Origin of the sequence: Hymenobacter nitidus (assembly GCF_020447315.1) — a bacterium.
GTDB lineage: Bacteria > Bacteroidota > Bacteroidia > Cytophagales > Hymenobacteraceae > Hymenobacter > Hymenobacter nitidus.
This window is the reverse complement of record NZ_JAJADQ010000001.1, coordinates 373,045-392,375: the sequence shown is the minus strand read 5'-3', so window position 1 is coordinate 392,375 and position 19,331 is coordinate 373,045. Positions and strand designations below refer to the sequence as shown.

Annotated in this window: 15 protein-coding genes; 11 read left to right on the top strand and 4 right to left on the bottom strand. The window is 59.9% G+C overall.

Going from position 1 to position 19,331, the window contains the following annotated elements; genetic code table 11:
- Window positions 1-103 precede the first annotated feature (103 nt).
- Together rpsU and LGH70_RS01770 are read right to left on the bottom strand one after the other, a co-directional pair.
- Complete coding sequence (gene rpsU / locus LGH70_RS01775; protein ID WP_100337199.1) at window positions 104-298, bottom strand: 30S ribosomal protein S21; 195 nt, start codon at window positions 296-298, stop codon at window positions 104-106.
- 92 nt (window positions 299-390) lie between these two features.
- Window positions 391-1,530: an acyl-CoA dehydrogenase family protein gene (locus LGH70_RS01770; RefSeq protein ID WP_226182080.1), complete on the bottom strand. Its 1,140-nt coding sequence runs from the start codon at window positions 1,528-1,530 to the stop codon at window positions 391-393.
- Between the two features lie 233 nt (window positions 1,531-1,763).
- Between LGH70_RS01770 and LGH70_RS01765 the strand changes: the two genes are divergently transcribed.
- From LGH70_RS01765 to LGH70_RS01725, 9 genes are all read left to right on the top strand, one after another.
- On the top strand, window positions 1,764-2,720 hold the full coding sequence (locus tag LGH70_RS01765) for a polysaccharide biosynthesis/export family protein (RefSeq protein ID WP_226182078.1): 957 nt from the start codon (window positions 1,764-1,766) through the stop codon (window positions 2,718-2,720).
- A 64-nt stretch (window positions 2,721-2,784) separates the two neighbouring features.
- On the top strand, window positions 2,785-5,250 hold the full coding sequence (locus tag LGH70_RS01760; RefSeq protein WP_226182076.1) for a polysaccharide biosynthesis tyrosine autokinase: 2,466 nt from the start codon (window positions 2,785-2,787) through the stop codon (window positions 5,248-5,250).
- Between the two features lie 20 nt (window positions 5,251-5,270).
- Window positions 5,271-6,035 (top strand): tyrosine-protein phosphatase, encoded by a 765-nt coding sequence (locus LGH70_RS01755; protein WP_226182074.1) that lies wholly within the window; start codon window positions 5,271-5,273, stop codon window positions 6,033-6,035.
- Between the two features lie 53 nt (window positions 6,036-6,088).
- Complete coding sequence (locus LGH70_RS01750) at window positions 6,089-7,108, top strand: NAD-dependent epimerase/dehydratase family protein (protein WP_226182072.1); 1,020 nt, start codon at window positions 6,089-6,091, stop codon at window positions 7,106-7,108.
- A gap of 91 nt (window positions 7,109-7,199) precedes the next feature.
- The gene (locus tag LGH70_RS01745) at window positions 7,200-8,597 is read left to right on the top strand and encodes a tetratricopeptide repeat protein (RefSeq protein ID WP_226182070.1); all 1,398 of its coding nucleotides are present in this window, start codon (window positions 7,200-7,202) and stop codon (window positions 8,595-8,597) included.
- A gap of 168 nt (window positions 8,598-8,765) precedes the next feature.
- Window positions 8,766-9,596: a phosphosulfolactate synthase gene (locus tag LGH70_RS01740; RefSeq protein WP_226182068.1), complete on the top strand. Its 831-nt coding sequence runs from the start codon at window positions 8,766-8,768 to the stop codon at window positions 9,594-9,596.
- A 190-nt stretch (window positions 9,597-9,786) separates the two neighbouring features.
- Window positions 9,787-11,145, top strand: coding sequence for a PQQ-dependent sugar dehydrogenase (locus LGH70_RS01735; RefSeq protein WP_226182066.1), 1,359 nt, complete (start codon window positions 9,787-9,789; stop codon window positions 11,143-11,145).
- 125 nt (window positions 11,146-11,270) lie between these two features.
- Complete coding sequence (locus LGH70_RS01730; RefSeq protein WP_226182063.1) at window positions 11,271-11,945, top strand: DedA family protein; 675 nt, start codon at window positions 11,271-11,273, stop codon at window positions 11,943-11,945.
- 97 nt (window positions 11,946-12,042) lie between these two features.
- Window positions 12,043-12,783, top strand: coding sequence for a shikimate dehydrogenase family protein (locus LGH70_RS01725; protein ID WP_226182061.1), 741 nt, complete (start codon window positions 12,043-12,045; stop codon window positions 12,781-12,783).
- A 268-nt stretch (window positions 12,784-13,051) separates the two neighbouring features.
- On the opposite strand, the gene LGH70_RS01720 is transcribed toward LGH70_RS01725, so the two are convergent.
- Together LGH70_RS01720 and wrbA are read right to left on the bottom strand one after the other, a co-directional pair.
- Entirely contained in the window at window positions 13,052-15,595 is a 2,544-nt protein-coding gene (locus LGH70_RS01720; protein ID WP_226182059.1) for a TonB-dependent receptor, read from the bottom strand.
- A 437-nt stretch (window positions 15,596-16,032) separates the two neighbouring features.
- The gene (wrbA, locus tag LGH70_RS01715; RefSeq protein WP_226182057.1) at window positions 16,033-16,644 is read right to left on the bottom strand and encodes an NAD(P)H:quinone oxidoreductase; all 612 of its coding nucleotides are present in this window, start codon (window positions 16,642-16,644) and stop codon (window positions 16,033-16,035) included.
- Window positions 16,645-17,001: 357 nt separating this feature from the next.
- Here wrbA and LGH70_RS01710 point away from each other — a divergent pair, with 357 nt between their 5' ends.
- On the top strand, window positions 17,002-17,667 hold the full coding sequence (locus LGH70_RS01710) for an RNA polymerase sigma factor (RefSeq protein WP_226182055.1): 666 nt from the start codon (window positions 17,002-17,004) through the stop codon (window positions 17,665-17,667).
- Complete coding sequence (locus tag LGH70_RS01705; RefSeq protein WP_226182053.1) at window positions 17,648-19,291, top strand: hypothetical protein; 1,644 nt, start codon at window positions 17,648-17,650, stop codon at window positions 19,289-19,291. The genes LGH70_RS01710 and LGH70_RS01705 overlap by 20 nt, the downstream gene beginning before the upstream one ends.
- Window positions 19,292-19,331 lie beyond the last annotated feature (40 nt).

Below are 19,331 nucleotides of genomic sequence, written 5' to 3'. Positions count from 1 at the left end.
CAATGTATGGAATTATCTTGGAAAGTACGAACGCGAAAAAACCGCCTGATTCGCTATGAAAAGCAACTCAGGCGGTTATTCCTAACAAGCAGCAGGCTGCTCCCTAGTAGTTGTCGGTAGCGTACATCGTCTGCTTGTACACGGCCTTCTCCTTCTGCTTACGCTTGGTAACCGAAGGCTTCTGGAAGAAGGTACGACGACGCAGCTCCTTCAGAACGCCGGTGCGCTCAAACTTCTTCTTAAAACGCTTCAAGGCACGGTCAACAGACTCGTTATCCTTAATCTGGACGATGATCATATGCTCAGTTGGAATGAAAAACTTTCTTCTTTAGGGGTTGCAAAGGTAACAGGCTCTTTCTTACTGTGCAAGCCCTAATGAAGTTGCTTGATTTACTTTAGCAAAGTGCGGGCAATAACGAGCTTCTGAATTTCGGAAGTTCCTTCGCCGATGGTGCACAGCTTGGAGTCGCGGTAGTACTTCTCGGCGGGGTAGTCCTTGGTGTAGCCGTAGCCGCCAAAGATCTGCACACCTTCGTTGGCGCAGCGTACGCACACTTCCGAGGCATACAGCTTGGCCATTGCCGATTCCTGATTGACGTTCAGGCCGCGGTCCTTCATATCGGCGGCGCGGTAGGTGAGCAGAGAAGCCGCCTCGATTTCGGTCGCCATGTCGGCCAGCTTAAAGGAAATTCCCTGGAAGTTGGAAATCGGCTGGTTAAACTGGTGGCGCTCCTGCGAGTAGCGCAAAGCGGCTTCGAAAGCGCCCTGCGCAATACCCAGCGACAAAGCCGCAATGGAAATCCGGCCGCCGTCGAGCACCTTCATCGATTGGATGAAGCCTTCCCCGACTTTGCCCAGGATGTTGGCTTTGGGTACGCGGCAGTCGGTGAAGATCAGCTCGGTAGTTTCCGAGGCGCGCATGCCCAGCTTGTCGGCTTTCAGGCCGTGGGTGAAGCCTTCGGTAGGTTTCTCAATCACGAAGGCCGTCATGCCGTGCGAGTCGCCGACTTCGCCGGTGCGGGCAATGACAACGGCAATGTTGCTGCTCTTGCCGTGGGTAATAAAGTTCTTGGCGCCATTCAGCACGTAGTAGTCGCCGTCTTCTACGGCCACGGTGCGCATGTTGCCGGCATCCGAGCCCGTGTTGGGCTCCGTCAGGCCCCAGGCACCGATCCACTCGGCCGAGGCCAGCTTGGGCAGCCACTTGTGCTTCTGCTCTTCCGAGCCAAACTGCAGGATATGGCCGGTGCACAGCGAGTTGTGGGCCGCCATGCTCAGGCCAATGCTGCCGTCAATCTTGGACAGCTCGGCAATGGCCGTTACGTACTCCACGTAGCCGAAGCCCGACCCACCGTATTCCTGGGGTACCAGCACGCCCATCAGACCCAGCTCGCCCAGCTTCTTAAATATTTCAACGGGAAACTCTTGGCTTTCGTCCCACTTCATCATGTCAGGTTTGATGTGGGTCGCGCCAAAGTCGCGCACCATCTGGGCAATCATTGTTTGATTTTCGGTGGCTACAAGTTCCATGAAAAAAAGCGGTTGGGTGGGTGAGGTAGAGTATAACCGGCTAGGCACGGTTTTGGGTTTGCGAAAGTACGGTTTTAGCGGCACAGATGCCAGTTGAAACCCGGCGCCAACCCCTCCGATTTTGAAAGGGCGCGCCAATTCGGTTACTTTGAAGGTTTTTTAGGGAAAAATATACCGGTCTAAACCGGTCTTTCCCATAGCTTTCGGACTATACTTCGGCTTTATCAGCCTGCATGCAACAAACCGCTTTTCACCGCCTTCTGCGCCTTTGGGTGCTGTGCGTGCCTTTCGCCGTACTATTTTCTTCTTGCACCACTGGCAAGTACTACCGCCAGAACATCATGTTCCGCACGCCCACCGGGGAAGGCGTTGACACGATGAAGCTGCGCAGCTTAGTGGGCCGCACCACCCGTAACTACGTTATTCAACCCAACGACTACCTGGATGTTCGGGTGTATACCAACAAAGGGGAGCGAATTCTGGACCCGAACGGTGAGCTGCAGTTTGGCGCCCCGGGCGGAACCGGCGTGAACGGCGGGAGCAGCACCAGCCGCGTAGGCCAAACCATTGCTGGCGGCCGCACCGGCGGCGTCGGCGCCAACCGGGGCAGCCAAGGCGTGGGCCAGGCCGCGGGTACCACCGAATTTCTGGTGCAGGCTACCGGCTTTGTCAATCTGCCGATGGTGAACATGGTAAAAGTCAGTGGCCTCACGCTGCTCGAAGCCGACAGCCTGCTCAAAACCAAGTACGACGTGTTCTACAAAGACTCGTACGTAGCCACGCGGGTAACCAACAACCGCATAGTGGTGCTGGGCTCGCCCGGCGGGCAGGTGATTCCCATGTTCAACGACAACATGAACCTGCTGGAAGTGCTGGCTTCGGCCGGCGGCCTGGAAGGCGGTGGCATCGGCGGCGGCGGTATTGGCGGCGGCCGGGGCCGGGCTTACAATATCCGGCTGATTCGCGGCGACTTGCGTAATCCGCAGGTGCAGGTCATCGACCTTTCCACCATCGAGGGCATGCGCCGGGCCAACCTGCAGGTGGAGCCCGGCGACGTGGTGTATATCGAACCCGTACGTCGTCCCTTCTTTGAGGCACTTTCTGATGCCGGATCCGTGTTTGGCCTGATTGGAGGCTTGGCCGGCATTCTGACCACTTACATCTTGGTAAAAGATCTTATTGCCAAGTAGTCGGCTCCCTCGTCCGTAGCAGGACCCGGGCCCCAAGACTCTGATACTAACTTGTAACGACGGAATGGCAGTAAACGAAAACGCTGAGCTAGAAGAACTTATTCGCAGTGCCGGCGGCGCCGAACCTACGGCGGAAGATGAAGATGGCGGGCTTGATATTGCCACTCTATTGCTGGTGGCCCGCCGGAGCCTGCTCTGGATTATTCTGCTTATCGCGCTGGGGCTGTCGGCCTCCTGGCTGATGCTGCGCTACACCAAGCCGGTGTATAAGTCGTCGTCGCTGCTCAAGATTGATGAGAAAACCGAGGCTGGCGCACTGGGCCTCGATGGTCCGCTGGGCCAGGCCGTGGGCGCCACCAGCAGCCTGAACAAGCTGTCGGGTGAGGTGGAGCTGATCAAATCCAACATCATCTACGAACGCCTCAAAGACTCACTGGAGCTCAACGTGAACTACTACGTGGAGGGCACTGTGCTGGAAAACGAGCTGTATGGCGTCTCGCCCTTCAAGGTGGCTTACACCATCAAGGACCCGAACTTCTACAACACCAAGTTCAACCTGAACTTCACCGGCCCGCAGCAGTTCCGGCTTTCCTACCTTTACCAGGGCCAGGAAAGAACCGGCGACTACACCATCGGGCAGCCCGTAGTGGTGCCCGGCATGGAGCTGCTGGTGACCACCACCGGGCTCATGGACGAGGAAGGGCGGGAGAAGAATTACCACTTCGTCATCAACGACGACAGCGCGGTGAATGCCTACCTGAACACTAACCTGAGCGTGGACATCGTCAACCCCGACGCCAACACGATTCAGATTGCCTTCACCGACTTCAACCCGGCCAAAGCCCGCGACATCGTCAACAAGATTGACACGGTGTATCTGCAGGAGAAGCTGGCTAAAAAGCAGGAAGCTACGGCCCAGACGCTGCAGTTCCTGGAAAAGACGCTGGCTGAAAACCAGCAGCAGCTGCAGGGCGCCGAGGCCAATCTGCAGGCCTTCGTGCAGCAGAACAAGACCTATGATGTAAAAGGCGAAGTATCGGTCATCACCGAGAAGCTAGCCAAGCAGGAAGAGGAGCGGCTGAAGCTGGAGGAAAAAGCCCGCCTGCTGGGGGAAATTACCAACCTCGTCGAGCAGGACCGCCTCACCCAGAGCGAGGATGCCACCCTGGAGCAAAGCATTCCCGGTATCAGCGCCATTGAGGACAACCAGCTCACCAGCCAGCTGTCGGAACTGAATAACCTGCAGTGGAACCTGCGCCGCCTGCTGCGCTCCTACAACGAGACGACCGAGGCCGTAAAGCAGCAGCAAGCAGCCCTGTCCTACGTGAAAAACAACATCCGGCGCCTGCTGCAGCAAAACCGCCGCCTGCTGCAGGCCCAGATCCGGACCATGAACGGGCAGCGCGACCAGCTCAATGCCGAGCTGCAGACCCTGCCCCAGAAGGAAACCGAGCTGGCCCGCCTCAAGCGTCCTTTCGAGCTCTACGAGAAATCGTACCTGATGCTGATGGACAAAAAGGTGGAGTTCAGCATCGCCAAAGCCGGCACCACCCCCGACTTTCAGATTTTGTCGCCGGCCAGTATGCCGTCGGCCCCTATTTCGCCGGTGCGCATGATGATTTACGCCATTGGCCTGGCCGGGGGCATTGCTCTGGGCCTGGCGCTGGTGGCCGTGCGCTACTTTATGCACAACACCGTGACCAACGTGCGGGAGCTGGAACGCTCGACGTCGGCCTCGGTGCTGGGCGTGATTCCGACCTACGATAAGGAAAAGATGACCGTCTCGAAGCTGGTGGTGGACAAAAACCCGAAGTCGGCCATTTCGGAGTCTATCCGCTCGATTCGAACCAACCTGGACTTTATCAGCTCCTCGAAGAAAAAGCGGCTGATTTCGGTTACGTCCACCATTTCCGGAGAAGGCAAAACCTTCGTGACGGTAAACCTGGGCGGCATTATTGCCCTCTCGGAGCAGCGCGTGGTAATTCTGGACCTGGACATGCGCAAGCCCAAGGTAAACCTGGCTTTCGGGGCCGAAAACGTGCGTGGTATCAGCACCATCCTGATCGAGAAGCACACCATTCTGGAGTGCATTCAGCACACCAACATCCCAACGCTGGACTTCATTTCGGCCGGCCCCACGCCGCCCAACCCCTCGGAGCTGATTCTGAGCAGCAAGTTCGACGAGATGCTCCAGGAGCTCTACCAGCACTACGACGTGATTCTGATTGACACGCCCCCGGTGGGTCTGGTAACGGACGGTATTTTGATTATGCGCAAAGCCGATATTCCAATTTATATCGTGCGGGCTAACTACTCGAAAAAGACCTTCCTGAAGAATATCAACAAGCTGATCCGGGCCAACAACTTCACCCGCCTCTGCGCTATTCTGAACGACTCGACAGCCAGCGGCATGTATGGCTACGGCTACGGCTATGGCTACGGCTACGGCTACGGCTACGGGCAGGGCTACTACGAGGATACCAAGCCGGCGGCTGGCGTAATTTCCCGCCTGCGCAAGCGTTTCCTGTAAGGTTGCTCAACTCACTCGGTATGGCGTCTTTCTTCCAGAAGCTTTTTGGCAGCTCCTCGGCCCCGGTGGCACCGGTTTCCCTGGGTAGCCTGGAAGTAGACATGCACTCCCACCTGCTGCCCGGCCTCGACGACGGCGCCGAAACCATGGAGCAGTCGGTGGAGCTGCTGCGGGCCATGCAGGCGCTGGGCTACCGTAAGCTCATCATGACGCCCCACATCATGGGCGACTTCTTCAAGAACACGCCCACCGGTATCCAGGCGGCCCTGCAGCTGCTGCGGGACGCGGCGGCAGCGGCCGGCATTACCAACATCGAGCTGGAGTGCGCCGCCGAGTATTACCTCGATGAGTGGTTTCAACACAAGCTCGACAGCCAGGAGCCGCTGCTCAGCTTCGGCGGCGACAACAAGTACGTGCTCTTCGAGACTTCTTACATCAACGAGCCCTTCAACTTCGCCGAAACGGTGTTTAACCTCAAGTCGGCGGGCTACCAGCCGGTGCTGGCCCACCCGGAGCGCTATACCTACTTCTACGGCCGGTTTGCCGAGCTGGAAAAGGTGCGGGAAAGCGGCGTGCTGCTGCAGGTAAACCTGAACTCCCTGGCGGGCTACTATTCGGCCGGGGCCAAGCGCGTGGCCGAAAAGCTGATTGACGCGGGTTTGGTTGATTTGCTGGGTTCCGATGCGCACAACCTGAAGCACACCGATACGCTGCTGAACAAAGTACTGCCCACGCCCTACCTGAAAAAGGCCCTGGCGCTACCTTTGCTGAATAGCTCCTTGTAACCCGGGCGGGAATTGCGTTGTTTGGAACTGTTGTCTACACTTCCCCTAAGAACATGGTTTTCGTCACTGGTGGCAGCGGCCTGATTGGCAGCTTTCTGATTCCGGCTCTGGTGGCGCAAGGCCACGCCGTGCGCGCCCTCTACCGGCGGCAGATTCCGCGGCTGGTTGGCGCCGAGCAGGTGGAGTGGGTGGAAGGCGACGTGCTGGATATTCTGGTCCTGCGCCGGGCCCTGGAAGGCGTAACCCACGTGTTTCACTGCGCGGGCCTGGTATCCTACGCCCCGCAGGACGAAGACGCGCTGCAACAAACCAACGTGGAAGGCACCGCCAACGTGGTAGATGCCTGCCTCGACAGGCCCGGCATCCGATTGTGCCACGTCTCGTCGGTGGCGGCACTGGGTAGCGCGGCCGTCTCGGCTGAGCAGGCCCCGGGCGTTGCGCAGGAGCTGACGGAAGACGCCAAGTGGGATTTGGGGGCCGAGCACAATGCCTACGCTACTTCCAAATACCTGGGCGAGCTGGAAGTGTGGCGCGGCGTGGCCGAGGGGCTTTCCGCCGTGATGGTGAATCCCTCGGTGGTGCTGGGCCCCGCCGACTGGGAGCGGAGCAGCACCCGGCTGTTTCGGTATGCCTACAACGAGCACGCCTTTTATACGCCCGGAAACATTAATTTTGTGGACGTGCGCGACGTAGTTGACGCCATGCTGCACCTCACCCTGCAGACGGCTGTTTCGGGGCAGCGGTATATTCTGAGCGCGGGAGCTGTGCCTTTGCACGATTTTCTGGCCCAGGCTGCGGCTTGCTTTGGTAAGAAAGCCCCGTCGATAGCCGTACCCGACTGGGCGGCCGAAATCATCTGGCGCGCCGAGCATGCCCGCTCCGTGCTGACCGGGGCCCGCCCGCTCATCACGAAAGATACAGCCCGGGCCGGCCGCAAATCGGTGGTGTACCAGAGCCAAAAGGTGCAGCAGGCCACCGGGCGCGGCTTCCGGCCCCTGGCCGACACCATCCACTGGTGTTGCCAAAACGTAAAGCAGAACTCCGTTGGCTCCGGTGTGGTTGTTGTATATTAGGCTGGCCGGCTAGTTGCGGCGGCATCCTGGAAAAAAAATTCGCAGCACCTGCCTTTTTGGCATTTTTTGCGTTGCTTGTAGTAGAATGAGAATGAACGAAAATTTTGAGGACCAGGAGCAAGTGCTGGATACCGTCCGCCGGTTTGAGCAGATGGTAGCCAACAACGAGCCCGTATTTTTTGACCTGGCCGATTTCGAAAGTATTATCGACCACTATACCTCCAACACGCATTACGAGAAGGCTTTGCAGGCGTGCGAAGCAGCCGTTGCCCAGTATCCTTTCTCCACCGAGCTGCTCATCGACCGGGCCCAGGTGCTGGCCATGAAAGGCGAGTATATTCAGGCGTCGGAGCAGATTGAGGCCGTGGCCCAGCTGGACCCCACCAACCCGGACGTAGCCGTAACCCGCGGTATTATTGCCACCCAGAAAGGCGACTTTGCCCTGGCCGTTGATTTCTTTCGGGCCGCTTCCGAGAGTGCGCCCGACCGGGACGATATTTACTTCAACCTGGGCTTGGCGTATCAGAGCTGGCAGAAGTTCAAGAGTGCCGCCAAGTATTACAAGCAGAGCCTGCGCCTGAACCCCGACAACGATATTGCGGTGCAGGAGCTATTGTACTGCCTGGAAATATCGGAGCGTCTGGAGAAAAACCTGGAGTTTTTCCGCCGCTTCACCGACGAAGACCCGTATTCGACTACGGCCTGGTACAACCTGGGCCAGGCGTATTACCGCGCCGGCAGCTTCGACGAGGCCGTAGCGGCTTTCGAGTACGCCATCCTGATTGACGCCAAGTTTTACGACGCCCACGGCTTTTTGGCCAGCACCCTGGTCAGCCAGGAGAAGTACCGCGAAGCCATTGCCGAGTTTCACCTGAGCTACGAGCAGGGAGAGCCGACTCCGGAAGCCCTGTGCAACATCGGGGAGTGCCACGAGAAGCTGGCGGAGTGGGACGAGGCCCGCAAAAACTACCAGCGCGCCATCGACCTAGACCAGACGATGGACGAAGCCTGGTTTGGCATCGGTATCGTGCTCAACGCCCAGGAAAAGTGGTTTGAGGCCATTCATTTCTTCCGCAAGGCCGTGGCCCTCTACGAAGACAGCGTGGAGTACTGGCTGGCCCTGGCCGGGGCCGAGTACCAAGTAGGAGCCGTGGTTAGTGCCCTGGAATGCTACGACAAAGCCACCCAGGTAGCCCCCGACAACAAGGACGCCTGGCTGAACTGGAGCATTATTCTCTACGAGCAGGGTGATTTCGACGGCGCCATCGACCTGATGCGCAACGCCGTGGAAGTGCAGCCCGGGGAGGCCGAGCTGCACTACCGCCTGTGTGCCTACCTGCTGGCCGCCGGCCGCTACCGCGAAGCCTACGAAAACCTCGAAAACGCCCTTGTACTCGATTTCGACAAGCACCGGCTGCTGTTTGAGTACTTCCCGGAGCTGGAGTCGCAGCGCGCTTTGGCCCGCCTGATTGACCAGTACCGCAAGTAAGCGGCAGTGCCGAAAAGACGGAGGTCCGGCTCACCTGGTGGGCCGGACCTCTTGTTGTTTGAAGCAGATACAGAATTCGGGCGTACTTTTGACCCCGGCCCCGTTGCCCGCGCGCCCCGGACCAGCCGCGCCGTGTTTGTCAGACCTTAAGATTCCAAGCTCCAACGCATGAATTACAGCCTCAACAACCTCCCCGAACGCACCAGCAAGCCCCGTGAGCAGGGCTACACCATGGTTATGGACAAGGGCCTGAGCCTTCGGGAAGTCGAGAACTTCCTGGAAGTAGGCGCCGAGTACACCGACATCGTGAAGCTGGGCTGGGCCACCTCCTACGTGGTGCCCAACCTGCGCAAAAAGCTGGATGCCTACAAGGAAGCCGGTATTCCGGTGTATTTCGGCGGAACCCTGTTTGAGGCTTTCATCATCCGCAACCAGTTCGACGACTACCGCCGCCTGCTAGCCGATTTCGGTATGGAGTACGCCGAGGTTTCCGACGGCTCCATCGACCTGAAGCACGACCGGAAGCTGGAATATATCCGCACCCTGGCTCAGGATGTGAAGGTGCTGAGCGAAGTAGGCTCGAAGGATGCGGAGAAGATTATTCCGCCCTACAAGTGGATTTCGCAGATGAAAACTGAGCTGGAAGCCGGGGCCATCAAGGTAATCGGGGAGGCCCGGGAGGCCGGCAACGTGGGCCTGTTCCGCAGCACCGGGGAAGTTCGCTCGGGTCTGGTAGAGGAAATCCTGACGCAGATTCCGTTCGAGAAAATCCTGTGGGAAGCCCCGCAGAAAGCTCAGCAGGTATGGTTTATCAAACTGCTCGGCGCCAACGTGAACCTGGGCAACATTGCGCCCAACGAGGTAGTGTCGCTGGAAACCATCCGTCTGGGCCTGCGTGGCGACACGTTCACCCACTTCCTCGACATGGATGCCGTGGATGACGACTTCAAGCCCGAAAAGCCCACCGGCAAGCCCGGCACCTCAATGCCCCGCGGCTAAGCCATAGAGTTGTTATGACGTACTGAAAAGGGCTGCGCAGGTAAGGTGCAGCCCTTTTTTGTGCTGGTCCGGGGAGGCTGGTTATGGTCGGCTGGACGAGCAAATCGAGTTCTGCCAGCACAGCCGCGGCTAAGCTCAACAACCATCTGGCAGCAAGGCAGTAAAAGCAACAGACAGTCTTATTGCTTTTATGAAACAACTACCCGTTTACGCGTCTCTGCTGGCGCTGCTGGCCAGCTGCGGCGGCCCTAGCAAAGAGGAAAAAGCCCAGGCCGCTGCCGACACACCCGCCGATAACGTCGCCACTGCGGCCGCCACCGTCAACTTGCCCGAGCCCTACGCTTCCAAATCGGCTACCAAGCGCAGCAAGGTAATTGGCTGGCCGGCGGGCCGCACGCCTACCGTGCCGTCTGGCTTTATCATCACCGAATACGCCGCCAACCTCACCAGCCCGCGCTGGACCTACGTGCTGCCCAACGGCGACGTGCTGGTGGCCGAGTCGAACACGGTGCCGAATGACACCAAGAAAAAAGTTGTAGCCGCCCTGGACCTCGACCCGTCCCGCTCACTACGGGCCACCAGCGCCAACCGCATTACGCTGCTGCGCGACACCAACAAAGATGGCAAGCCCGACGTGCGCGCAACCTTCCTCAGCGGCCTCAACCAGCCGCTGGGCATGCTCGTGGTCGGCAACTACTTCTACGTGGCCAACACCGACGGCGTGCTGCGCTATGCTTATCAGCCCGGCCAAACCAAAATCAGCGGGGCGGGGCAGAAGATCCTGACGCTGCCGGCCGGGGGCTACAACAACCACTGGACGCGCAACCTGCTGGCTAATGCCGACGGCTCCAAGATCTATATTTCGGTGGGCTCGGGTTCCAACGTGGGCGAAAACGGTATGGACAAGGAAGTGCGCCGGGCCGCTATTCTGGAAATAAACCCCGACGGCTCGGGTGAAAAAATCTACGCCGCCGGTCTGCGCAACCCCGTGGGCATGGACTGGGCGCCGGGCACCAAAACGCTCTGGACGGCCGTGAATGAGCGCGACGAGCTGGGCGACGAGCTGGTGCCCGACTACCTGACCAGCGTGCGGCCCGGAGCCTTCTACGGCTGGCCCTACGCCTACTTCGGCACCCATGAGGACCCGCGCCGCAAGGGCGAGCGGCCCGACCTGGTGCAGAAAACCGTGGTGCCCGATGTGGCCCTGGGCCCGCACACGGCTTCTCTGGGCCTGGCGTTCTACGACCAGAAAGGCTTCCCGGCCAAATACCGGAACGGCGCCTTTATCGGGCAGCACGGCTCCTGGAACCGCTCCAGCTTTTCGGGCTATAAAGTGGTATTTGTGCCGTTTCAGAACGGCAAGCCCAGCGGCCCGATGGAGGATTTCGTGACGGGCTTCGTCGCCAATGAGGCGGAGAAAGAAGTGTATGGCCGGCCCGTGGGCGTCACGGTGCTGCCCGACGGCTCGATGCTGGTGGCCGACGATGCCGGCGACAAGGTGTGGCGGGTAAGTACTACCGCCGCCGCGGGCCTGCCCAGTGAGGCGTAGGGCCGCAAGCCAAGGATAAATCCAAGCAAAATGCACTGACAGGCTGCCACTTTCCCGGCAGCCTGTTTTCTTTGCAGGATATTTGCCGCGTACAACCCAGTCATTTTCCTCACTTACATCCCGCAATGGAGCTGATCAAGCATTTTCTCGACATCGTTATGCACCTCGACGTGCACCTCAAATTGCTCGTCGGTGAGTATGGCAACCTGATTTACCTGATTCTGTTCCTGATTGTATTCACCGAAACCGGGGTGATTGTGATGCCCTTCCTGCCCGGCGACTCCCTACTGTTCGTAGCCGGTACCCTGGCCGCTCAGCCCGCTGCCGGCGGTGGCCCCGACACGCTGCTGAATATTTTTTATCTGGTGCCGCTGCTGATTGCCGCCGCCTTTCTGGGCGACAACCTTAACTACTTCGTGGGCGACTACCTCGGGCCTCGCGTGTTCCGGGAAGACTTCCGCTTTCTGAAGCGCAAGTACCTGGAGCAAACCCAGGCGTTCTATGCCAAACACGGCGGCAAAACCATCATCATGGCCCGCTTCATCCCGATTGTGCGCACGTTTGCGCCCTTCGTCGCGGGCGTAGGCACCATGAAGTACAGCTTCTTTATCGGCTACAGCATTGCCGGCGCCGTGCTGTGGGTTGTGTCGCTGTCGTTGGCCGGCTTCTTTCTGGGCAACATACCCTGGGTGCAGCAAAACTTCACCTACGTGATTTACGGCATCATCCTGTTCTCGATTCTGCCGCCCGCCTTTCAGTTCCTGAAGGAAAAGATCAGTGGCAACTCGTCGGCCGCCTAAGCTGGTCAGTTGGATTTATTTTTAGAAAACCACCCCAAATCGTATGGTTTGGGGTGGTTTTTTTTGTTTTTTCGGGACGTTATTCCTTCTCACTTGTATGCGCCAGTTTGGACTTATCGGGGCAAAGCTCGAACACTCGTTTTCCCAGACCTACTTCACCCAGAAGTTCGAAAGCCTGGAGCTGCCCGACCACCGCTACGATTTGTTTGAGCTGCCCAGCATCAAAGATCTGGCCGGCCTGCTGGAGCGCCAGCCCGAGCTGCGGGGCCTCAACGTCACGATTCCGTACAAGGAGCAGGTGTGGCCCTACCTGGACGAGGTTGCGGCTTCGGCCGCCCGCATCGGGGCCGTCAACGTCATCGAATTCGCGGCCGACGGGCGCCGGGTAGGCCACAACACTGACTACATCGGGTTTCGGGAGTCGCTGCGGCGGTTTTATCCGCTACGCGGGGCTGAGGCCGGGGCCCTGGTGCTGGGCACGGGCGGCTCGTCGAAAGCGGTGGAGGCGGCTCTGCGCGAGCTGGGTATCCGCTACTGGCTGGTGTCGCGCAACCCGCTAAACCACGGCCTGACCTACGACGACCTGACGCCCTCCATCATGGCGGGTCACTCCCTGATTGTAAATACGACGCCCCTGGGCACCTTTCCCAATATGGACCAGTGCCCGGCCATTCCCTACCACGCCCTCACGCCCCAGCACTACCTCTACGACCTGATTTATAACCCCAGCGAAACCCAGTTTATGGCCAAAGGTGCCGAGCAGGGTGCCCAAACCAAAAATGGCTTCGAAATGCTCTGCCTGCAGGCCGAAGCCGCCTGGGAAATCTGGAACCGGTGATTTTTAATGTGCTAATTCTTAATGCGCTGATGTGCTAATGGTTTATCATTGCGAGGCGTAGCCGTGGCAATCCGTCTTCTGCGCAGTACGACCTGACCTTTTACCAAAAAGCCCTTTCCCGCACGAGCAGGAAAGGGCTTTTCATTCAAGCGCACTCGGCACATTTTAAAGGACGGAGTGCCGCTAGGCGCGGAATATCATGCTTCCTCTCAAGGGTACGACGAGCATTAGCATATTACTCACATTCTAACACATCAGCACATTACCCTTACTGCTGGCCTTGCTGGCCGCTTTCGCCTTGTTTGGCGTCGTCGTTCTGGATGCCTTTGCGGCGCTTCTGGGGCTGGGCCGAAACCTTGCCGAAGCGGTAGCTGAAGGCCAGACGCACCCCGCGCAGGTAGATGTAGTTGTTGCTCTCCTGGCGGAAATTCTGGGCGTCGAGCACCGAGTTCAGGTTGCGCGTGGCGCTCAGGAAGTTGTCGGCGTTCAAAGTCAGGTCGGCTTTGTCCTTGAGCAGGTTCTGGCGCAGGCCCAGGGAGTAGAACGTCCAGGCAGCCTGCCGGCCCTGCAGCTGGATGCGGGGCGAGTTCAGGCCCCCGAAGAACTGCAGGCTCAGGCCCTTCTCAAATTTGTAGGCCGAGTTCAGGTTCAGGTTATACATCACGCCTTCATTGCTCAAATCCAGGGAAGGGCTTTTCAGCGAGACGTAGTACACGTTGATGTTGCCGCTCAAATCCCACTTGGGCACGGGCTTCACCGAGCCAAACAAGCTGACACCGTAAGTAGCGTTGCGGCCGATGTTGCGGAACGTCTGGTAGTTGACGCCGTTGCGCACCTCGCGGTAGGTTTCGATGGCGTTGCCGGTGCGGCGCGCGTAGCCCGACATGTTCAGCACCGAGCCTTTGATAAAGGTGGTGTAGTTCAGCTCGTAGCTGTCGGTGAGTTCGGGCCGCAGATCCGGGTTGCCCTGGCTGACGTTGAGCGGGTCGGCGGCGTTAATAAAGGGGTTGAGGTAAAAGATCTGGGGCCGCTGAATCCGGCGGGAGTAGGCTACGCGCAGCGTCTGGCCGGGCTTTTTCGGGTTGCCGGGCTGGTAGCTCATGCTCAGGTTGGGCAGCACGTTGGTATAGTCCTGCGCCACGCTCGTGTTTTCGGTCATGCGCTGCTGGAAGTCGCCGCCGATACGCGTGTTTTCCACCCGCGTGCCCAGCTTGAAGCTCACCTTCTTGGAGGCCGAAAAGCCGTAGGTGCCGTAGGCCGCCAGCACGTCCTGGCTGTAGTTGAACAGGTTGGAGCGGTTCGGGTCGAAGCGCAGCGTGGCCAGACCCGTGACAATGTCGTAGTCGCTGCTCACGCGGCGCAGAATGGCTTTGGCACCGGTTTCGAGCAGGGCCGTTTCCGAGAAGGGGTGGGCGTAGTCGGTTTGCAGCGTCGTTTCGAGGTTTTTGGCCAGGTTGGTGCTTTCCTCGCGGTAGTTTTTCTCGCTGTTGGCCGTGGTGCGGCCCGCAAACTGGTCGAGGTTATATTCCTGCTGGTTGCGGTTGCGGGTGTGCTGGGCCAGCACGCTCCACTCGCGGCGCTTCTGCTCGAAGGTGCGGGTGTAGGAGCCGCTCACGTCGTAGCTGCGGGTGCTGAAGCGCCGGTCGGTGTCGCGCGTGAACTGGTTGGGCGTGGGCAGCAACACGTTGGTGAACTGGTTGTACTCGCCCTGGTTGGCAAACAGGTTGCCCTGCACATTCAGCGTCAGGTTGTGGTACTGGGCCGGGTCGTAGTCGAGGCCCAGGCGCGTGAAGCCGCCGCCGCCCAGCGTGTTGCCATCACCGGATTGCTCCAGCGTCTTGTCTTCGCTGCCATTAGCGTTTTTCTGGTAGCGGGTCAGGTCATTGCGGTTGGGGCTGTAAAACATAAAGCCGCTCACCGAGCTGGTCAAGCCCACTTTGCCTTTGCGGTAGTTCAGCGAGGCGTTGCCGTTCGAGCTGCGCGTGCCGGCGGCCAGGCCCAGGCTGCCGTTCACGCCCTCCAGGTTATTCTTCTTGAGAATGATATTGATAATACCACCCGTGCCTTCCGCGTCGTACTTGGCCGAGGGCGTGGTAATCACCTCCACCGACTTGATCTGGTCGGCCGGAATCTGCTTCATGGCATCGGCCACCGAAGAAGCCACGATGCCCGAGGGCTTGTTGTTGATGAGCACGCGCACGTTGCTGGTGCCGCGCAGCTCCACGTTGCCGTCGGGGTCCACGTTTACCAGGGGCACTTTGCGCAGCACGTCGGCCGCCGTGCCGCCCGAGTTGGTGATGTCGCGGTCGGCGTTATAAACGATACGGTCGGGCTTGGTTTCCACCACGTCCCGCTCCCCGGTTACGGTTACTTCGCCCAGCTTCTGCGCCGCCGAGGTCAGCTGCAGGGTGCCCAGGTCGGCGGTGCCGTCGGTAATGGTCACGTCTTCGGTGCGCGTCACGTAGCCGATAAAGCTGATCTGGACGCGGTAGGGGCCGGAGGCCAAGCTTTTCAGCACAAACCGGCCCTTGTCGTCGCACACGGTGCCATCGATGGGCGTGGCGCCGGTGGTCGGCAGCAGGGCCACGGTGGCAAACTCGACGGGCTTTTTGGTCGTGGCATCCAGCACGGTGCCGGTCAGGCGGCCCGTGCCTTTGGGGGCCGAGGGCACGGCCAGCGGCTTAGGCGCGGCGGCAGGCGCGCCAGCACCCGCCCCCGGCCGGCCCGGAGCCCCGGCCGGGGGCGGGGTTGTTTGGGCCCAAATCGGGGTAGTGAGCAAACCAGTGACCAGCAGGGGTAAATAACGTTTCATGTAGTGGGGAAAGGAAAGCCGGAAGGAAAAGCGGCAGCTAGCTAGTACAGCTTGCCCAGGGTCGATTATTAGGGCCGGGAGGTTGCACTGCGGAGCTTTGCCGAAGAATAATTCTCTTTGCCTATGTATCGTCCGACAAGGGTGATTATTACAGAGGAAGGATAAAATTCTTGCCACTGCTGCCGTAGCAGCCCACAAACCTACCCAAGGGCCGGGGGCTTTGCCGGCTTATTCTACCAACTCGGCCAAACAGCGGATGGTTTTCCCCAATTACCCTACTAATGGCATTTCGGACAGCCAGTTTCTGGCTGCCGGTACCCACTGCGGCGGCCCACCAGCGCCGGGCATAAAAAAAGCAGCCACCTCCAAAGAAGTGGCTGCCACAAGTTGCAGGTAGGCGCGTCGGAAAATTATCCGGCTAATATAGCAGAGTCTGGTTAACGAGCTAGTTTACTGGCAATTTCAGAGGTGTGCCGACCCTGATACCGGGCGCCTTCCAGCTCGTTGGCGCTGGGCTGCCGCTCACCCTGGCCGCCGGCCACGGTGCTGGCACCGTAGGGCGTGCCACCGGTTACCTCGGTGTGGCCCATCTGGCCCTGCCAGGCGTAAGGGAGGCCCACAATCACGAAGCCGTGGTGCAGCAGCTCGGTGTGAAACGAGCGAATCGTGGTTTCCTGGCCGCCGTGCTGGGTAGCCGTGCTCACGAAAACCGAGCCGACCTTGCCCACCAGCGCGCCCGAGGCCCACAGGGCGCCCGTGCCGTCCAGAAAGGCCTGCATCTGGCCGCACAGGTTGCCGTAGCGCGTAGGAGTGCCGAAAATGATGTTGTCGTACTCCGTCAGCTCGGTGGGGCTGGCCACCGGAATGTGCTCGAATGCCTTCTGAGCCTGCGTGGCGCCAATCTGGTCGAGCAGGGCGGGGGGCAGTGTTTCGGGCACGCGCTTTACCACTACGTCGTTGCCGGCTACTTCGCGGGCGCCTTCCGCTATGGCTTCCGCCATTTTGTAGATATGACCATAGGTGGAGTAAAACAGAACCAAGGTTTTCATGAGCGCAGGTTTGAGTAGAACAATAGCTGAGCTACGGCCCGGGCCCGGGTTTGTTGCTGCGGCTAGGCCTTACGGCTGTTGCCGCTTGAAGCACGGGCGGCAGAAACCTATCTTTGGGCTGGAAATAAGCTGCTGACTTTCAGTTGGGTATTGCTAATAGGAAGATTTTTAAAATATATATGCAACCACCGATTCAAAAGTGGCCTCTTCCTACTATAACCCCACAGTTTACCTAGCGTCACCTTTCAGATTTCATTAGCGCAGCACTATGGCCTTATTGGTTACTTACGTCACGCCGCCGCAGGTTTTAACGCCCGCGCCAGCACTGCAAGCGGGCCGGCTGGCCCACCTACGCTGATGGGAGCCCTGTCTTCTGCCCTGGGAAACGTGGGGGCGCTGCGCAGCCTGCTCCCCGATGGGGCGGCTAGCAAGCCTACTCCCGTGCGTCATCTTACCCCACCCGCTGCCATGACCGAGGCCGAGATAATCGATGGCTGTCTGGCCGGCAGCCGGGCCATGCAAAAGCAGCTCTACGACCGGTTTGCCGGCAAGATGATGGCCGTGTGCCTGCGCTACGCCCAAACGACTTTCGAGGCCGAGGACGTGCTGCAGGAAGGCTTTATCACGGTGTTCAGCAACCTGCGTAACTTCCGCCGGGAGTGCCCGCTCGAGTTCTGGATTCGCCGCATCATGGTGAATGCTGCCTTGCGCCAGCACCGCCGCAACGCCCCGCTGGTGGCCGTGAGCGAGGGAGAGTACCCCGAAGAGCTGGCCGGCGAAGAGTTTACGCTGTCCAACTACGCCTTCGAAGAAATGCTGGCCATGGTGCAGGAGCTGGCCCCCCGCTACCGGATGGTGTTCAACCTGTTTGCCATCGAAGGCTACGGCCACAAGGAAATCGGGGAGCTGATGGGCATCTCCGAAGGCACCAGCAAATCACAATACGCCCGCGCCCGGGGCATTCTGAAGACCAAATTAGAGCGCCTCGAAGCGCATCGTTCCAATGGTACCTACCGCAAATAACCACACGCCTACGCCGGAGCCTACCGGCGACTTAGAGCAGCTGTTTCGGCAGAAGCTGGGCGACGCTGAGGTAGCGCCCCGGATGCACCTGTGGGAGCAGATTGACCACGAGCTGCTGGTGCAGCAAAACGACACCTTCCGCCGCCGGCTGGTGTGGCACCGCTGGGTGGCCGCTGCCTGCATCCTGTTGTTTCTGGGCGCCGGCACCTGGTTTAGCCTGCGCCCCGCCACTACTGGGGAACCGGTAGTAGCCAGCACGCAATCGGCCAACTCGGCTAGTTCGGCTGTCGATGCTGCTCCCGGGTATAGCCTGGGCTCCACGGCTGGCTCGGAAAGCCTGGCTGTGACTACTGAGCCAGCTTCAGCTGCTGAAGCGGGTGGTATTGGTAGCCTGGCTGAAATCGGGGCGGCGCTGCATTCGGCCATTGCCGGTCCGGCACCGGAAGAAGGCCGCCCCCAAACGCTGGCTGCCGCACGGCAGAACGCGGCAGTGGAAGCCGCGTTCCTGGCTGCAAACCCGGCTCTGACTACTACCGGATACAGCGCACCCGCCGGCTTCGACCCCATCTTGGCCCAACCGACCGGCACGTTTTTCGACCGGGTAGTGGCCGGCCGGGCTGCCTATTCGGGCACTGCGGCTTCATCGTCGGCGTGGCTGGCGGGGCAGAGCGGCTCCGGCTCGTCGTTGGTTTCGTCGGCCGCCGTGCCGACTATTCTGCGCCTGGGGCAGCCCGATACGCTTAAGCTGGCATTGCCCACGGCTCCGGCCTCGGCAGTGGCCCAGGCTTATCCTGCCGAGGAGCCGCAGCCGGAAAAGACCCCTGCCCGGCCCAAGCGCTGGCGGCTGATGGGCGCCTACGCCGCATCGGCCTACAACCCCAATATGAGCTTCGGCTCCGGCGCGGTGGCTACTGCTACCAATAGCGTGAGTGGCGGCAACCCAGGGGCGTTCCGGGCCGCAGCGGCCTACGAGCAGGCTGCCAATGAGTACCGCCGCAACCTCCGGCCCGGCTTTGCCCAGCGCGTAGCCTTGGTGGGCAGCTACGCCGCCACCCGCCGCTGGACGCTGAGCGCCGGCGTGGAAGTGGCTGAGCAGCGCGCCACCTCCCAAACTTCCTACAACTTCCTGGACGGCAAAATGCCCGTGGTGGAGATTTCCGCCGCCAGTAAGGACTTGGGCAACGGCTACTCCCTGACGCCTCCGCCCGCTCCGCAGCTGCGCACGGCCCAGTACCGCTACCGCACGGCCGGCGTGCCGGTGAGTGTGCGCTACGGCTCGCAGCGCAAGGGTGTCTCGCTCTATGCCAAAGTAGGTGCGGCCGTGAATGTGCTTTTCAACAGCCGCTCGGAGCTGGTGGGTTTGCCCGAATCGACCACCTCCTACTCGCTCACCTCTACCGACTCGCCCTACCGTAAGGTGCAAACCTCGGTGAATGGTGGGGCCGGGGTGCGCTACCAGCCCGCCGCGGGGCAGTGGAGCCTGGCCCTGGGCCCGATGGCCGAAGCCGGCCTGTCGACGCTGAATAGCAATGCCGCCCAGTCGTCTTCCCAGGTTCGGCCCTACGCCATCGGCATGGAGGCCAGCGTGGAGTTTGGCGGCAAGCAGGCCGTAATAGTGCGCTAATTCTGAAAATTCAGGTTTCTGTTTTTCACTTTACTGTTCT

Excerpts from the sequence above, each read along its gene's own strand:
- LGH70_RS01740 (WP_226182068.1), top strand. The coding sequence starts at position 8,766 with ATGAATTACAGCCTCAACAACCTCCCCGAACGCACCAGCAAGCCCCGT.
- LGH70_RS01725 (WP_226182061.1), top strand. The coding sequence starts at position 12,043 with ATGCGCCAGTTTGGACTTATCGGGGCAAAGCTCGAACACTCGTTTTCC.
- LGH70_RS01710 (WP_226182055.1), top strand. The coding sequence starts at position 17,002 with ATGGGAGCCCTGTCTTCTGCCCTGGGAAACGTGGGGGCGCTGCGCAGC.
- LGH70_RS01705 (WP_226182053.1), top strand. The coding sequence starts at position 17,648 with ATGGTACCTACCGCAAATAACCACACGCCTACGCCGGAGCCTACCGGC.
- LGH70_RS01730 (WP_226182063.1), top strand. The coding sequence starts at position 11,271 with ATGGAGCTGATCAAGCATTTTCTCGACATCGTTATGCACCTCGACGTG.
- LGH70_RS01760 (WP_226182076.1), top strand. The coding sequence starts at position 2,785 with ATGGCAGTAAACGAAAACGCTGAGCTAGAAGAACTTATTCGCAGTGCC.
- LGH70_RS01755 (WP_226182074.1), top strand. The coding sequence starts at position 5,271 with ATGGCGTCTTTCTTCCAGAAGCTTTTTGGCAGCTCCTCGGCCCCGGTG.
- LGH70_RS01770 (WP_226182080.1), bottom strand. The coding sequence starts at position 1,530 with ATGGAACTTGTAGCCACCGAAAATCAAACAATGATTGCCCAGATGGTG.
- LGH70_RS01735 (WP_226182066.1), top strand. The coding sequence starts at position 9,787 with ATGAAACAACTACCCGTTTACGCGTCTCTGCTGGCGCTGCTGGCCAGC.
- LGH70_RS01750 (WP_226182072.1), top strand. The coding sequence starts at position 6,089 with ATGGTTTTCGTCACTGGTGGCAGCGGCCTGATTGGCAGCTTTCTGATT.
- wrbA (WP_226182057.1), bottom strand. The coding sequence starts at position 16,644 with ATGAAAACCTTGGTTCTGTTTTACTCCACCTATGGTCATATCTACAAA.
- LGH70_RS01765 (WP_226182078.1), top strand. The coding sequence starts at position 1,764 with ATGCAACAAACCGCTTTTCACCGCCTTCTGCGCCTTTGGGTGCTGTGC.
- LGH70_RS01720 (WP_226182059.1), bottom strand. The coding sequence starts at position 15,595 with ATGAAACGTTATTTACCCCTGCTGGTCACTGGTTTGCTCACTACCCCG.
- rpsU (WP_100337199.1), bottom strand. The coding sequence starts at position 298 with ATGATCATCGTCCAGATTAAGGATAACGAGTCTGTTGACCGTGCCTTG.
- LGH70_RS01745 (WP_226182070.1), top strand. The coding sequence starts at position 7,200 with ATGAACGAAAATTTTGAGGACCAGGAGCAAGTGCTGGATACCGTCCGC.